Origin of the sequence: Frankia sp. AgPm24, assembly GCF_023243055.1 — a bacterium.
Taxonomy (GTDB): domain Bacteria; phylum Actinomycetota; class Actinomycetes; order Frankiales; family Frankiaceae; genus Frankia; species Frankia umida.
Map to the genome: position 1 here is coordinate 1 of NZ_JALKFW010000156.1, position 14,171 is coordinate 14,171.

The 14,171-nt window shown below is 71.7% G+C and carries 13 protein-coding genes and 1 pseudogene; 4 read left to right on the plus strand and 10 right to left on the minus strand.

The features are described 5' to 3' along the window. Positions 1-153: 153 nt before the first annotated feature. Positions 154-918, plus strand: a complete 765-nt coding sequence (locus MXD61_RS07610; protein ID WP_248812139.1) for an FAD-binding protein — start codon at positions 154-156, stop codon at positions 916-918. A 40-nt stretch (positions 919-958) separates the two neighbouring features. On the opposite strand, the gene MXD61_RS07615 is transcribed toward MXD61_RS07610, so the two are convergent. The 5 genes from MXD61_RS07615 to sigK form a co-directional block, all read right to left on the minus strand. Beyond that, positions 959-2,599 (minus strand): hypothetical protein, encoded by a 1,641-nt coding sequence (locus MXD61_RS07615; RefSeq protein WP_248812130.1) that lies wholly within the window; start codon positions 2,597-2,599, stop codon positions 959-961. Then, the gene (locus tag MXD61_RS27920; protein ID WP_308222696.1) at positions 2,596-5,331 is read right to left on the minus strand and encodes a glycosyltransferase; all 2,736 of its coding nucleotides are present in this window, start codon (positions 5,329-5,331) and stop codon (positions 2,596-2,598) included. Before MXD61_RS27920 ends, MXD61_RS07615 begins: the two co-directional genes overlap by 4 nt. A 370-nt stretch (positions 5,332-5,701) precedes the next feature. Further along, positions 5,702-6,013 (minus strand): alpha-hydroxy-acid oxidizing protein, encoded by a 312-nt coding sequence (locus MXD61_RS07625; protein WP_285223188.1) that lies wholly within the window; start codon positions 6,011-6,013, stop codon positions 5,702-5,704. Beyond that, positions 6,010-6,906, minus strand: coding sequence for an anti-sigma factor (locus MXD61_RS07630; protein WP_248812132.1), 897 nt, complete (start codon positions 6,904-6,906; stop codon positions 6,010-6,012). The genes MXD61_RS07625 and MXD61_RS07630 overlap by 4 nt, the downstream gene beginning before the upstream one ends. Further along, on the minus strand, positions 6,903-7,442 hold the full coding sequence (gene sigK, locus MXD61_RS07635) for an ECF RNA polymerase sigma factor SigK (protein WP_248812140.1): 540 nt from the start codon (positions 7,440-7,442) through the stop codon (positions 6,903-6,905). The genes MXD61_RS07630 and sigK overlap by 4 nt, the downstream gene beginning before the upstream one ends. A gap of 507 nt (positions 7,443-7,949) precedes the next feature. On the opposite strand from sigK, the gene MXD61_RS07640 reads away from it, so the two are divergent. Further along, complete coding sequence (locus tag MXD61_RS07640; protein ID WP_248812133.1) at positions 7,950-9,182, plus strand: benzoate/H(+) symporter BenE family transporter; 1,233 nt, start codon at positions 7,950-7,952, stop codon at positions 9,180-9,182. 3 nt (positions 9,183-9,185) lie between these two features. After that, complete coding sequence (locus MXD61_RS07645; RefSeq protein WP_248812134.1) at positions 9,186-9,338, plus strand: hypothetical protein; 153 nt, start codon at positions 9,186-9,188, stop codon at positions 9,336-9,338. A gap of 42 nt (positions 9,339-9,380) precedes the next feature. On the opposite strand, the gene MXD61_RS07650 is transcribed toward MXD61_RS07645, so the two are convergent. The 5 genes and pseudogenes from MXD61_RS07650 to MXD61_RS07665 all read right to left on the minus strand — a co-directional run. Further along, complete coding sequence (locus MXD61_RS07650) at positions 9,381-10,223, minus strand: TIGR03620 family F420-dependent LLM class oxidoreductase (RefSeq protein ID WP_248812141.1); 843 nt, start codon at positions 10,221-10,223, stop codon at positions 9,381-9,383. Positions 10,224-10,364: 141 nt separating this feature from the next. Then, on the minus strand, positions 10,365-11,183 hold the full coding sequence (locus MXD61_RS07655) for a DNA polymerase beta superfamily protein (RefSeq protein ID WP_248812135.1): 819 nt from the start codon (positions 11,181-11,183) through the stop codon (positions 10,365-10,367). A gap of 42 nt (positions 11,184-11,225) precedes the next feature. Beyond that, positions 11,226-11,975: a hypothetical protein gene (locus tag MXD61_RS07660; protein ID WP_248812136.1), complete on the minus strand. Its 750-nt coding sequence runs from the start codon at positions 11,973-11,975 to the stop codon at positions 11,226-11,228. A 139-nt stretch (positions 11,976-12,114) separates the two neighbouring features. After that, positions 12,115-12,228 carry an SAM-dependent methyltransferase gene (locus tag MXD61_RS28745; RefSeq protein ID WP_374628581.1) on the minus strand — a complete coding sequence of 38 codons (114 nt, stop codon included), beginning with the start codon at positions 12,226-12,228 and terminating at the stop codon, positions 12,115-12,117. A 13-nt stretch (positions 12,229-12,241) separates the two neighbouring features. Further along, positions 12,242-12,628, minus strand: a pseudogene (locus MXD61_RS07665) (SAM-dependent methyltransferase); the annotation flags it as partial. A 114-nt stretch (positions 12,629-12,742) separates the two neighbouring features. Between MXD61_RS07665 and MXD61_RS07670 the strand changes: the two are divergent. Next, positions 12,743-13,339, plus strand: a complete 597-nt coding sequence (locus tag MXD61_RS07670) for a class IV adenylate cyclase (protein ID WP_248812138.1) — start codon at positions 12,743-12,745, stop codon at positions 13,337-13,339. Positions 13,340-14,171: the final 832 nt, after the last annotated feature.

The following is a 14,171-nucleotide window of genomic DNA, read 5'->3' on the forward strand; positions in this document are numbered from 1 at the left end:
AGGCGTCTGTCAGTGAAACAGGAAAACCTGCCCGCGAGGGTGGGAATCCCCGGTCTTCAGGCCGGGGAGGATGTCAACCCGTGGAACGTGGTGGTGCCCGCGGACCATGTGGCCGCGGTCGTGGCGGCCGATGTCGCCGACGTCGTGGCGGCGGTGCGGTTCGCCGACGCACACGGCCTGACGGTCGCAGTCCAGGCCACCGGGCACGGCGCCGTCGTCCGGTCCCAGCCAAGTCTGCTGGTGCACACCGGACGCCTCGACGAGGTGAGCATCGACCCGGTGGCCCGCCGAGCCCGGGTCGGCGCCGGGGTCCGCTGGCAGCAGGTACTCGACGCCGCCGGCCAGGACGGCCTCGGTGCGCTGGCCGGGTCCGCGCCGCACCGAGGACGACACCCCCACGGTCGTCTCCCACTCCCCGTGGATGGGCGTGCCGATCGGTGTCGCCCGCGGCGACGACACCGTCGACGCGCTGATCACCGCCGAGGTCGCCCGGGTCGAACCGGTCACCTGGACGACCCACGGCCGCCTCACCCTGCTCGCCCACGCGCTGGCCGACCGTGGCCTGGTCGAGCATGCCCCGACACTGGCCGAACGGCTCGCCCGGTCGCCGGTCACTTCGGCCATGTCGGCCTGGTCGGTCCGATCCCGCTGGCGCTGGCCCGGCTCGCCGCGCTCACCGGTGATCTGCCCGCCGCCCGCGCCCACCTCACCACCGCCACCGAGCTCGCGACCCACACCGGCGGGGTCGGCGCGCTGCTGCGCTGCCGCCTGCTCACGGTCCAGCTCGCCGTCCAGTCCGGCCGTCCACTCGACGACCCGGCCCGCGCCGAACTCGCCGACATCGCCGCCCGCGCCGAATCCCGCGGCATGCCCGGCCTCGCCCGCGACGCCCACACCCTGCTCGACCCGTCCAGCTAGCGCGGACATCCCGGCGGTGGAGCGTCGGAATCAGGCCGGGTCAGGGGTCGGTGCGGTGCCAGACCGTCCAGCCGCCGGGTTGGGGCAGGGTGGCGATCCGGCGGTACCTGGTCTGGTCGGCCAGCAGGTCCTTGAGCTGCCAGTCGAGGGCGGCGGTGGGTCCGAAGCGCAGGACGACGAGGTCGAAGTAGCGGTCGCGCAGGGCGTGGCGGTAGGCGTCGAGGCCGGTGTACGGGGTGCCGGTCCGCGGATCGCGGTAGTAGAAGAAATAGGTGCCGTTCCACTGCCAGGACGCGGTGACGTCCTGGAGGTAGTAGCGCGGGACCTCGGATTCCTCCACCAGGTAGTGACCGGAGGAGTAGCGGACCTGGGTGCGCAGCAGCGACGTCAGGGGCTGGCTGTCCGCCCAGGTGCGGAACAGGCCGTCGGCGGTCTGCACCCCGCTGGCCAGGAGCAGGACGGCGGCGAGCGTGACCGTGACCATTCTGGGGGCGAGGTCGCGGCGCGGGTCGTACAGGTCGATGCGGGCCAGGACATGGGCGAGTCCGGCGCCGGCCAGTGGTGCCGCGTAGGCGAGGCCGAAGGCGACATGCTTGTGCAGCGAGGTGAGTTCGCCGGAACGGGCCTGGAAGATGATCGGCAGCAGCGAGCTGACCAGCAGCAGGACGGTCAGCGCGGGCAGCCGCCGGCCGATGATGATCGCTCCCGGTAGGGTCAGGGCGAGGGCTGGCGCACCCCAGGCCAGCCCGTGGCGAGCCACCTCCAGCGCGGGCCGTCGGCCCAGCGGCGTGCGGGACAGGGTGGTGGCGACGAGTCCGGTGAGCTGGTCGGTGCCGGTCATCGCCAGCCAGCCGCCGACCACGACGGCGGCCCCGAGCGCCAGTCCGGCCGGGATGGCGGCCAGGGCACGCCGATCCGGTACCGCCGGGCTGTCCGTCGCGGCATGGGCCGAGCGGCGCCGGACGAGCACGAGCAGCAGCAGCGTCGAGGGGATGAACAGCGCGGCCATGTACTTGGTGACGACGCTCGCCGAGAGCAGGACACCGGCGCCGAACGCGAACGCCAGCACCCGCCGCCAAGCCGCTGCCGCCGTCGCCCTTGCTGTCGTCGTCGAGGCCGCGCGCACCGCGTGTAGCCCCAGGACGAGGCCGCCGACCAGCAGCAGCAGCGCCATGGCGTCGTAGGTGGCGAAGTGCCCGATGAACAGGACCGGGCCGGAGATGACGAAGACGGCGGCCGAGGCGGTCCTGGCCGCCGGTCCGAACAGGGCACGTCCCACCGCCGCGACGAGCAGGGTGGTCAGCAGGCAGCAGGCCAGGCTGAGCAGACGGGCACCGGCGAGTCCGCCGAACGAGTCGACCAGCGCCCCGATGGGCGGGTAGACGTAGGGGGAGCCGGAGAAGTACGAGGCGAAGTTCTCGGTGGGGGGCGGCCCGCCCGTCCACGACCGCAGTATCTGATGGCCCGCGTCCAGGTAGAGCGCCTCGTCCTGGAAGGCGGTGGCGTTCAGCCGCAGCGAGAGCCCCACCTGGATGGCGAGCACTGCGGCCAGGCCCGCCCGGGAGCCACGGAGGTGGCGCGGCCAGCGCTGGCGCGACCAGGGGGGTCTGGTGTCGAGATGGCGGGGGGCGCTGCGTCGATGCTGCGTCCGCCGCGGTGGGTCAAGGGTCAGTGTGCTCACGAGGCCACCTCACAGCCGGCCGGCGAGGGCAGTGGTCGGGCGGATCGTTCGGACCCGGCGGACCGTGCCGCCAGCAGACGGGCCGTCGTGTAGGCGCCCCGGCGCCAGGCGTCGAGGGTGGTGCGGGGGGCGTGGGGGTCTGGTCCGTCGGTCTGGTAGACGATGCCGTTGGCGTGGGCGGTGTCGGCGGCGTGGATGGCGGCGTCGAGCCAGGTGCCGACCTGGTTCTGGTCGCCGGCGGCGGCGAGGGAGACGAGCAGGGGTTTGCCGGGGTGGGCCAGCCGGACACGTTCCAGTTCCCGCGCCGGTGTCACCCAGGGCATCCCCGGATACTGAATCCAGGTCACGGCGACCAGGTCGACGTCCGTCACCGGTGGTCGGTAACGGGTGTCGTCGGCGGGGGCGGCGGGTTGCCAGGTCCAGGCGATGTTGTCGGCGTGGGCTTTGCGGAAGATCCGTCGGATGTGGGTCCAGGCGCGGGCGCTGTCGGCGGGTACGCCGCCGGCGGCGACGGCGGAGCTGGCCGCGTAGTTGCGGTCCACCGAGGGCAGGACGGTCAGGTACAGCGGATGCCCCCAGCCCGCGGTCTGCCTGGCCCAGCGGCGCAGACCAGCATCCTGGACGGCGTTGACGACCGCGGGCAGCGACGCGTCCAGCGATGCCCGGCCGTCGCGGGTGAAGGTGAGCGTCAGCCACGGGGTGCCGCCGGCGGCGCGGACCCGGTCGGCCCACGCGGTGGGGAAACTGGCGCCGATCTCGACGGAGCGCGCGGCGATGCCGGTCATGCCGAGGTCACTGGCCAGCCGGGTGTAGGTGATGTCCGGCCCGGTCGTCACGGCGAGCCCCGCGGCGGGCTTCGACCCGCAGACCACCGGACGGAACGGTGCCGGCGCCGCGCTGTCATGCCCGCGTGGTTGCAGGCCGACGCCGACGGCCACCACACAGGCCGCCCCGGCCGCGAGTCGCAGCGCGACCGGTACCCGTACCTGGCCACGCCAGCGCGTGGGACGACTCGGCACCCGACCCGCCGTGTTCCGCGGCATCGCGTCGAGCTCGTCACACGCGTCCTGTCTGCTCGCCGTGCCTGATGTGCTCGCCGCGCCGCTGATGCCGGCGCGGCGGTGGGCGAGGACGTCACGCCCGGTGAGGGTGCAGAAGGTGGTGAGCATGGCGGCCATGTAGGCGATCCAGGCGGCGGCGATGAGGTTGCGGGCGGAGTGGCCGTGGAGGAGGGCGGTGGCGAGTCCTGCGAGGCAGAGGGTGAGGGCGGTGAGGTGGGGGACGATCGGGCGCCAGGAGGGGGTGCCGTCATGTTGTTTGGCGGTGATGGTGAAGGTGCTGCGGGTGCCGGTGAGGACGGTGAGGGCGGCGGTGACCAGGACGGGGAAGGAGATGAAGCCGGCGATGATGCCGCGCCAGGTGGAGCGGCCGCGGGCGGCGGCCCAGAAGGCGGTTTGGCCGAAGAGGAAGTAGGGGGCGAAGTGGGTGAGGAATCCGGTGGCGTCGGCGCCGTGTACGGCGGGTGTGCCGGAGGTGACGAAGATGATGGGGGTGAGCAGGTAGACCAGGTCGCGTAGTCCGGAGAGGTAGTGGGTGCAGGCCAGGGCGTACTGGATGCGTTGCGCGCCGGTGAGCCGGCTGCGCGGGAGCACGAGGTCGCGCCAGTGTGTTTTGAGGACTTCGAAGGTGCCGCGGGCCCAGCGGTTCTGCTGTTTGAGGTAGCTGGCGGCGTCGACGGGGCCGAGCCCTTCGGCGAATTTTCCTTCGAGGTAGATGCCGCGCCAGTCGGGGGCGAGGCGGATGGAGGCGGCGAAGTCCTCGGTGACGGAGTCGGTGGGCATGCCGCCGATGGAGTCGAGGGCTTCGGCGCGGATGACGACGTTGGTGCCGCAGATGAAGGAGGCGTTGCGGGCGGCTTTTCCGGGGCAGAGCACGTCGTAGAACAGGGCCTGTTGGTCGGCGGCCCAGCGGGCCATCGGCAGGTCGGTGTTGCGGTAGTACTGGGCGGTCTGGACCCAGCCGACGCTCGGGTCGGTGAAGGGTTTCAGGGTGGCGAGCAGGAAGTCGGGTTCGGGCACCATGTCCGCGTCGAAGATCGCGACGAGTGCCGGTCCGGTCGCGCCGACCAGATACCTGGCGTGTTCGATGTTGCCGGCTTTCGCACCGCCGCCGACGGTGCGGGTGATGCAGGTGACGCCGAGTTCCCGAACGGCTTCCTCCACCCGCTCCCAGTCGGGGTTGCCGGCCACCCGCCCGTCATTGCAGACAATGATGCTGACCCAGGCCGACGGATGCGCCCGCTGGTACTCGTCCCGAGCCCGGATCGCACCGCGCACCGTCGGGCCGAGCACCGCCATCGACTCGCCGGCCGTGGGAACGAGCAGGTAGACGGGGAAGCTTCCCGGGTCGTCGACATGCCGTAGCGGCGGCGGCGTCCGCGGCCAGATGGTCGCCTGCAGGCCGAGCGCGTGCACCGCCCCGAACGCCTCGGCGGCCAGCAGCGGAACCGCCAGCCACGCCGCCGACCAGTTGGTCACCGCCACCCGCCAGACCAGGTAGTCCACGGTGGCGACCAGCACCCCGACCGTGCTGGTCGCGATCCACACCTGGCTGCGTGGACGCCCCGATCCGGCCAGCAGCGCGAACGTCAACAGAGCCGCGGCACCCGACGCCCACGGTCCCGGCCGAATCCATACCAGCGCGCCGACGAGTACCGCGGTGAGCAGCCCCACACCTGTCACTCTCGCTACCCGGCCGAAGAAATGATCGTCGGACGAGCTGCCGCCGGTGCTGCCGGTCTATTCTTTGTATGAATCCCGGCCGACTTCATGGGTGGCGTGCCGTGGATTGCCATCTAGATCCCCCGGAGTGGGATGTGATCGCTATTGGAATGTGATTGCGATCAGCCCGGACCGTTGCAGGCTACCACAGCGTGGAGTGCATACCGGAAAACTTTCTGGTCTAATCATTTGTTTTATTGTTTCAAGCCGGAGGGCGGCGAAGAAAGAATCTGGCGCGGCTTCTTCGGGTGGAAGATGTGCCGGATTAATCTTTCTGGAGGGAGTCAGGATGAGGAGGCGGCCGAAAAAGGTCTTCGACATTTCAGCCGCGCGGAGTTTCGGTGGCATGGCGGAGGCCGAGAGTGGTGGCGGCGGCCAGGTCGGGCACACCGCCGAGTGCCATCGCGAGTTCCAGCTCGGCCCGCGGGGTGTCGAGGGCGACCCGCGCACCCTCGGCCCCGCCGGTGCGCAGCGCGCGCGCCACGGGCCGTCCGACCAGGATCGCCGCAGCGCCCAGGGCCAACGCCCGCAGCACATCCTCACCCGTGCGGATGCCACCGTCGACCAGCACCGGCACCCGGGCGCCCACCGCGGTGACGACCGCGGGCAGAGCCTCGGCGGTCGTGATGGTCAGGCGCGCAGGGGGGCGGAGCCGAGGGGGGGCGTCGTCGGGGCCTTCGAGCCGCCCGCCGGTTCGGACGTGACGGCGAGTGTGGTCGCGTCGGCGGGAACGGTCAGGAAACGGTCGAGGTTTCCGCCCTGACCGTCGGCCAGTCCCGCCGAGCGGACCGCGTTCGTGCCCACGAACCAGAGCTGGTAGGTCCGCCCTCCGGGCAGCGCCGGGAGATCGCGGGTGACGACAAGGGCTCGTCCGCCGGTGCTCACCACCGCCAGTTTTCCCCCGCCGGTCAGCGGGTGGGCCGCACCGAGCGCGGCGGTCCGCGCGGCCGCCCGCGACTCGGCGTCGCGGGCCCGCGCGGCGGTGAGCTGCTGATGCTGGTCGATCGTCAGCCCACCGAGCGCCGCCACGGCGGCGAGCACCAGACCGGCCGCGACACCCACCGCCACCCGCGCTCGCCGCGCGGGCGCCGCGGGTCGCCGGCCCGGTCCTGCCGGTCGCGTCGGCGTGGAACCGATGGTCGGCGTGGAACCGATGGTCGGGGTGGAACCGATGGTCGGGGTGGAACCGGCGGTCGGGGTGAGATCGGTGGGGAGCGCCGGGCGGGCCCCTCGCTCGTCCGACCCGCTGGGGCGCCACCGAAGCCGGACAGCTCGGCCGGAGCGGCTGACCACGGGGGGAAGCTGTGGCGTCCGGTCGACGGCCGCGAGTACCGCCGCGCGCAACGGTGGCGGTGGCGACGCGGCCGCGGCGGCGGCCAGGGCACCGGTGGCCGCACGTAGCTGGCTGGCCTCCTGGGCGCAGGCCGGGCAGCGGGCCAGGTGACGTTCGACGGCCCGCCGGTCGGCGCCCTCGAGGGCGTCCAGCACATAGGGCCCGATCAGGGTGTGTGCCTGCTCCCGGCTCATGCCTTCGCCCCCAGACAGTCCCGCAGCCTGATCAGCCCATCCCGCATCCGGGTCTTCACGGTCGGCACCGCGGCGCCGAGCACCTCGGCGACCTCACGGTAGGTGTAACCGTTGTAGTAGGCGAGGGTGATCGATTCCCGTTGCAGGTCGGTCAGCCCGCGCAGACAACGGCGGACCCGTTCCCGTTCGAGCCGGCCCAGCACCTGCTCGGCGACCTCGTCGCCGCCGGCGTCGGAGTCGCGCGGGCCGAGCACACCGAACCGGTGCTCCCGGTCGCGGGCGGCCTGGGCGGAGCGAACCCGGTCCACCGCCCGGCGATGCGCCATCGCGCACACCCAGTTCGTCGCGCTGCCCCGTCCCGCGTCGAACCGGGCCGCCTGCCGCCACACCTCGACGAAGATCTCCTGGGTGACCTCCTCGGCCTGTGCCGGGTCCCGCACCACTCGCCGGACCAGCCCGAACACCCGCGGCGCCAGCAGGTCGTAGAACGCGGCGAAGGCATCCCGATCCCCGCGGGAGACCTGCCGCAACAGCATCCCCGCGTGATCCCCGCCCGTCTCGCCACGCCCCTCGGACGGCTCGGACGACTCAAACCTGCCACCGCCGTCGCGATCACCGCCGCCACTGTCACCACGACCGCCGCGACCGTCGCCGTTGCCGCCTGTGCCGCCGCCGGACGGCCCGGGGGATTCACCGATGGCGCCGTACATCCCCCCGGCGACACCGGCGAAGCGCGACCGCCACGCATCCGGTTCGGACGTCGTCATGGCCGTGACACCTCCCGTGCCTGCTCGAACCACCCCCCGGCACGGCGCCAGGCTCGGACGTCCCTCCAACGGACGCGCGCCCACGGACCAGCCGACGGCGGACACCGAGTATTCGACGCCACCGCCCAACCGGATGGGTCGACCCGCGGTCAGAGCCGTCGCGGTACCAGTCCGATCCGCTGGCTACTGTTCCGATCACAGGTGTTCCACACATCCACCGGACGCCCTGGAATCCGACCGGGCTCGGGCCGAGGGCGCCGACAGTATTGTTCGGGTATGGAGCAGCGTGATCGCGGCTTCCCGGACCAGGACGGCGCCGCAGGTCCCGGCACGGAGATCCGGCCGGTCCAACTGGTCAGCGCGGGTGTCGTCGCGGCTCTGGTCGGGTTCGCGAGCTCGTCCGTCGTGGTGCTGGCCGGGCTGCGGGCGGTCGGGGCTGATCCCCGGCAGGCCGCCTCGGGCCTGTTCGCCCTCGCCGTCACCCAGGCGCTGGGAACACTGTGGCTCAGCCGCCGGCATCGGATGCCGATCATGCTCGCCTGGTCGACACCGGGCGCGGCGCTGCTCGCCTCGACCGGCCCGGTCAGGGGCGGCTGGCCGGCGGCGATCGGGGCGTTTCTCCTCGTGGGCGCGCTGATGCTGCTGACCGCGCTGTGGCCACGTCTCGGGGCGCTGATCGCCGCCATTCCCGCACCGATCGCGCAGGCGATGCTCGCCGGTGTGCTGCTGTCGCTGTGCCTGGCACCCGTGCACGGGCTGGTGGATCATCCGGCGCTCGTCGCCCCAGCGGTCGTGGTGTGGCTGGTGCTGCTGCGGCTGGCACCACGCTTCGCCGTGCCGGCGGCGTTCGCCACCGCGGTGGCGGCGATCGGGATCTGGCTGGCCTGGCACGGCGGGCTGGACGGGCCGCTGCTGCCCCGGGTCGTGCTGACCGCGCCGACGCTGACCTGGACGGCGGTGCTGTCACTGGCCGTTCCGCTGTACGTCGTCACGATGGCCTCGCAGAACGTCCCCGGTGTCGCGGTGCTGTCGTCCTACGGGTACACGGTTCCCTGGCGGGAGTCGATGACGGTCACCGGCGTCGGCACCGTCCTGGGCGCCCCCGCCGGCGGCCATGCGATCAACCTGGCCGCGATCACCGCGGCGCTCGTCGCCAGCCCCGACGCGCACCCCGACCCGCGCCGACGCTGGATCGTCGCCCAGCTCGCCGCCTGGACCTACCTGGTTCTCGCCCTGGCGTCCATGGTGCTGGTGACAGCCACGACCGCCGCACCCGCCGGTGTCACCACGGCCGTCGCGGGTCTCGCCCTCGTCGGCACGTTGGCCTCGGCGTTGACATCGGCCCTGACCGATCCGGACGACCGTCAGGCCGCGGTCCTCGCCTTCGTCGTCGCCGCCAGCGGCATCACCGTCGGTGGCATCGGCGCCGCCTTCTGGGCCCTCGCCGCCGGCCTGCTCGTACGCACCGTCCTGCGCCGCGGCCCGGACGTCCGCCCGTCTCGGCCCTGAGCCGTGAACGCGCCAACGACGCTCTCCGCGGCCGGCCTGGACCCTACCGACGTCATCCTGCTGATCAGTTGCCTGTGGCGCACCCCCGACGACCCCGGTGGCCTCGCCCGGGCCACCCGCCTGCTGGAGCTGGCCCTCGACGGCCTGCGCCCGTAGCCACCGCAACGCCGCAGCGCCGCGGCGGTCGGCCATGGGCGATCAGGCCAGCAGAGCCTGCGCGAGACGTGCCTGCCAGACGCCATCCTCGGCGGGGTCGGCGCCCGGGGGCAGGCGCAGACCGAGCACCACCTGGTCGGCGCCTGCCGCGTGGTACTCGGCGACCCGCGCCACGATGGACTCCAGGCCGCCCCACACGGTGACACCGTCGACGAACGCGTCGCTGCGGTCGGTGATGTCGGCCTCGCCGAAGCCCATCCGCAGGAAGTTGCGGCGGTAGCCGGGGACGTTCGTGTAGAAGGCCGTCGACGCCCGCGCGAGTTCCCGCGCCGCCGTGGGCTCGGCCAGCGGGATAACCGGCACCAGCACCGCCAGCGTCGGCCCGTCCCCGAGCCGCTTGCGCGCGTCGGCGACATAGTCGGGGGTGACCAGGTACGGATAGGCGCCGCCCGCCCGGTCGGCGGCCAGGCGCAGCATCCGCGGCCCGAGCGCCGCGAGGATGCGGGCCGAGGCGGGCACCACCGGTGGCACGGTGTCCAACGCGTCCAGATAGGCCCCCAGCGTGGGCAGTGGTCGCGGCCCGTGCGCCCCACCGAGCCCGACGACGAACCGGCCGGGATGTTCGGCCTCCAGCGCGGCGAAGGTCCGGGCGACCTCGGCGGCCGGAACCCGCAGGACCCCGATGATGCCGCTGGCGACCCGCAACCCCTCGGTGCCGCGGACGATCCTGCTGATCTGCTCGAGGTTGTTGCCCTGGCCGCCGGCCAGCCAGAGCGTCTGATACCCGAGTTCCCGCAGCCGGACCGCGGCGTCGATCTCCGCCGCGGGCTCCGCCGTCTCGTCCAGTCCCAGGCCGGCGATGCCGACCGATCCCACGATGGTCATGCTCACGCCCAACATCTCCTCGCTGCGCGCTGTTCCCACCCGACCACGCGAAAGACGCCCCGCGCCGGCCTGCGGGCGTCAGCCACGACGAAGGCCGCACAACGGCAGTTCGTGGCGAACCACTGGCCGAGTGGTCTGGGGCTACGTCCACCCCCAGGATCGGCGGTGCGCCGCGGCCAGATAGGCGGTCACCGTGCCCATGTCCGGGTGTTCGGGCAGCGGTGAACGACGGGACAGATCCGGGTCGTCGAGCAGCTCCCGCAGCTCCAACGCCGCCCGGTCGATCAGGAACCGGGTCCGGTCGCGGGTGACGTCACCTCGGCGTACGGCCAGCACCTGTTCGCGGGCCTGCGATTGCATCGGCAGGGTGAGACGTCCGGTGGTCAGCAACTCGATGCCCTGAAGGCCGAGCCGGAGGGCATGGGAGCCGAACTTGACGTCCCAGCCGTGCCGCGCGATCAGCTCGGGGCGGTTGGGGACACGATTCTGCTTTCCCGCGCCGTCCATCCGTTCGAGTTGGGAATGCAGGTAGCCGAGGAAACGCTGCCCGGCCTGCTGGGAGACGACGGCGGGCGCGAGCGCGCGCAGTCGGTCGCCTTCCTCGGTGCGCAGGACCAGGGCATCGTCCGGAACGAAGAACAACGCGATGATCGTCGGATTTCCGCTGGTCGCGAGGGCCAGGAACCGGCGCAACGTGAAGATCGTCAGGTCGATGTCGCCTGGTCCCGACCGAGCGCCTTCCGGCTGTGTGCGCCAGACATGCGTGCCACCGCGGCGCGGCTCGGCCAGGCCGAACACGTGCTCCGGAGGCGGGATGTAGATGCCGAGCTGGTCGACGTCGTCCTGGCCTTCGAGATTGGTGCCGTGGACGGTGCTGCCGACGATCGAACGCAGGATCTCACCCGCGCGAGCCGCCTCGCCGGGACCATAGTCGACATTCGGGCGCAGATCGGTCGCCATGGGAAGCAGCCTGCCATCCGGCCAGCGGCCGGTCGACTGGATTTACTGAGGTCGGTGGTCGGTGGTCGAGCTGAATCGGTAGTGGTTTCGTACGAGTCCCTGCTCGTCGCGGATCAGAAAATCCAGGCCGGTGGCGACGGGCTGGCCGCCGGCCTCGGCCGGCACCAGTTCCCAGCCGAAGCGGAGGGCATCGTGCTGGGCCGAGGCGTTGCCTGTCAGGCGAGGCAGCAGGTGGTCGTCGGTGAGCTCCGACCCGATCGTCGCGAGCACGTCCGTCAGCGCGGCCCGGCCCTCGTGTACACCGTCCGGTTCGACGAGTCGGGCGTCGGGAGCGTAGAGGTCGTCGATCTCCTTGGCGAGTTGTTCTCGGTCCGTGACGGTGGCCAGAGCGAGGAACCGCTGCGCCAGCTGGTCCAGATCGGCCACGGATGGCGGGGGCTCGTTGAACTGGTAGTCGACCGTGATGCGGCCGGTGTCGTCCAGGACGAGCAGGTCGAAGCCGACGGCCAGCACCTCCTCGCTGTTGCCGGGCTGCATTTTCCAGGTGAACCTGGCGACGTCGTGGTGGGTGTCGAGGTCCTCGCCGGAGACGAACCGTAGGCCCGAGCCGCCGACGAACTGGTCGTACGCCTCTGTCACCCGCGCGGACAGTTCCTCGAGGCCGCGGAAGCGCCGCGTCTGCGTGTGGTGCAGGCCGTCCGGCGCCCACAACCGGGCCACCGCGGCACGTCGGGCGGCCGGGTCGGGTTCGTTCCACACGGCTACATACGCCGTTAGCAGGTAGTCGCTCACGCGTTTCCTCTTCTCGTACTGGTGCACCGCGGACGATGGGGGGTGCTCGTGGCACTCCGCGGACAGGAGCGCGGTACCAGCGTGTCCCCGCTGGTTGACGGGATCAATTACCTTCCAGGTAATGCCTGTGGACGGCGCACTATGGCTTTTGGGCGACTCCGGCGAGAATGCTGACGCTCGCATCTGCCTGGTGTGACACGTCGCTGGGCCGCCAGTGCTGGGCGGAGATGACGCCTGGCTCGACGAGTTCCAAGCCTTCGAAGAAACAAACCGACCTCGCCGACGGACCGGGCCTGCAGGGCGAACCCGCTCTGGGCGTAGCTGCTGATCAGCCGGCTGGCTTCCTCAGGTGCGTGGTCGGCGGTGAAGTGCGAGAGCGCCAGGTAGCTGCCCCCGGCGGGGAGGATGGCGAGCAGCTGGCGCAGGATCTCGAGGGGCCGGTCCGTGTCCGGGAAAAAGTGGAGGATCGCGAACAGGGACAGGCCGATCGGCTGGGAGAGGTCGAGGGTCCCGCGCACCTCGGCCGCCGAGTTCGCTGTCGATCGCGGCCCGCGGTTGCCCGGGCCGCTGGACTGGCTCGACGCCATCGCTGGTCGTCGGTGGTGCGGCGGGTCGGGCGCAGGCCGGCTCGTAGCCGCGTGTTTGGACGGCATCCGGCCATGGTGAGACCGACGCTGACGATGGTCGTCGTGACGGCCGGCCTGCCGCTTCCAGGTTGATGGGCGCGGAGTCTGGCGTGCCCGGCGGGTGTCAGTAAGGTGCCGGGCATGCGTGAGGTCGAGGTGAAATACTTCGTGTCGGATCCGGAGGTGCTGCTGGTCGCTCTCGGGCAGCGGGGTGTTTCGTTCGGGGAGCCGGTGTTTCAGGATGATCAGGCGTTCGCTCCGCTGGATTGGGCTTTTGGCGATGGCAAGCTCGGGGTGTCCTTCCTGCGGCTGCGCACGGTGGACGGGCGGCACTGGTTCGCGTTGAAGCAGCCGGGTGCGAACGCGCAGGACTGCCTGGAGTACGAGACAGCGGTCGCCGACCGTGAGCAGATGCACGAGGCGATTCTGCGGATGGGCTACTGGGCGACGGTCCGTGTGGCGAAGTCGCGGCGGACGGGCCGGTACGGAGAGGTCTCGCTGTGTCTGGATGAGGTGGAGGGGGTGGGGACCTTCCTGGAACTGGAGCGGATGGTGGCCGACGATGTGCCGGCTGCCGCGATCCAGGACGAACTGGCGGCGTTCGTCGCTTCCCTGGGCGTCTCGGTCGAGCGCACGGTGGAGACCTATGACTCCCTGGTCCGGGCCGCACAGACAACGGCGGCGTCGGTACCGGCGAACGGGGAGAGTGCGGACACCAGCCGACTCACCTCATCCTGACGGATAGGGCGCGTGGACCCGGCGACCTGATCCGGTTGCCCTGGCCGGGATCACCTCGAGCCGGTGGCACCATCGGGCCGCATCCCACTTTTGGGCAGACCTGAACGGACGACGATCTGCGGTGAACATTGGGCGACCGTTGCCTAGTTGCTGATTACATGTGCCGGCCTTCGCCCGGCCGGCGGCCAGTTCCTCCGGGCCTCGCCAGCATGGTCTGATGCGACCTTGCACCCGTCCCTGGCGAGATGCCCGGCGAACATCCTCCCCAATGATCATGGGTGCCCGTACGGCTGCCGATCTTCGGCGGAACATTCAGGGTGCCCGGGTACGGGAAGCGACTTTCCAACAATTCATGCCGGCCGCGGCGACGCCACCGCCACACCGCTTTCGCTGGCAGGTGCGGTGTGCCCCCGATAGCGTCCGGCCAATTGGAACAGATGTCCGGGGATGTCCCATTGAGGTGTGCGCTCGAGGCGAGTTCGACGCGTCCGCAGCCTTGTTTCCGGGCGACAGCGCAGGTCCGGGCGGGGCGCAGCCGGACGTGACTCGGAAGCACTCCTTGAGAGGTCCACCGTGGGAGACCAGCCAGCGCGACCACGTCCGCATTCGCCGAGCGGCCTGGATGGCACCGGTCCGCCGGGACGCTCTGCCCCCGCGACATCCGCGGCCGACGGCGGTGGCGGATGTCGCCCGTCGGGGGGCGCCGCCCCCCGGCCCGGGGGCGGGGCGAGGCGGCGGAAGGCGCGGCGCAGCGGGCGGCGCGACAGCTCGGCGATCTGCCCGGCCATCTCGACGCCGGTGGGGCCCGCGCCGACCACGACGAACGTGAGCA

What these genes read in the sequence shown, in the direction of transcription:
- MXD61_RS07630 (WP_248812132.1), bottom strand. Translation starts at nt 6,906, where the DNA reads ATGAGCCGGGAGCAGGCACACACCCTGATCGGGCCCTATGTGCTGGAC.
- sigK (WP_248812140.1), bottom strand. Translation starts at nt 7,442, where the DNA reads ATGCTGTTGCGGCAGGTCTCCCGCGGGGATCGGGATGCCTTCGCCGCG.
- MXD61_RS07640 (WP_248812133.1), top strand. Translation starts at nt 7,950, where the DNA reads ATGGAGCAGCGTGATCGCGGCTTCCCGGACCAGGACGGCGCCGCAGGT.
- MXD61_RS07650 (WP_248812141.1), bottom strand. Translation starts at nt 10,223, where the DNA reads ATGACCATCGTGGGATCGGTCGGCATCGCCGGCCTGGGACTGGACGAG.
- MXD61_RS07655 (WP_248812135.1), bottom strand. Translation starts at nt 11,183, where the DNA reads ATGGCGACCGATCTGCGCCCGAATGTCGACTATGGTCCCGGCGAGGCG.
- MXD61_RS07670 (WP_248812138.1), top strand. Translation starts at nt 12,743, where the DNA reads ATGCGTGAGGTCGAGGTGAAATACTTCGTGTCGGATCCGGAGGTGCTG.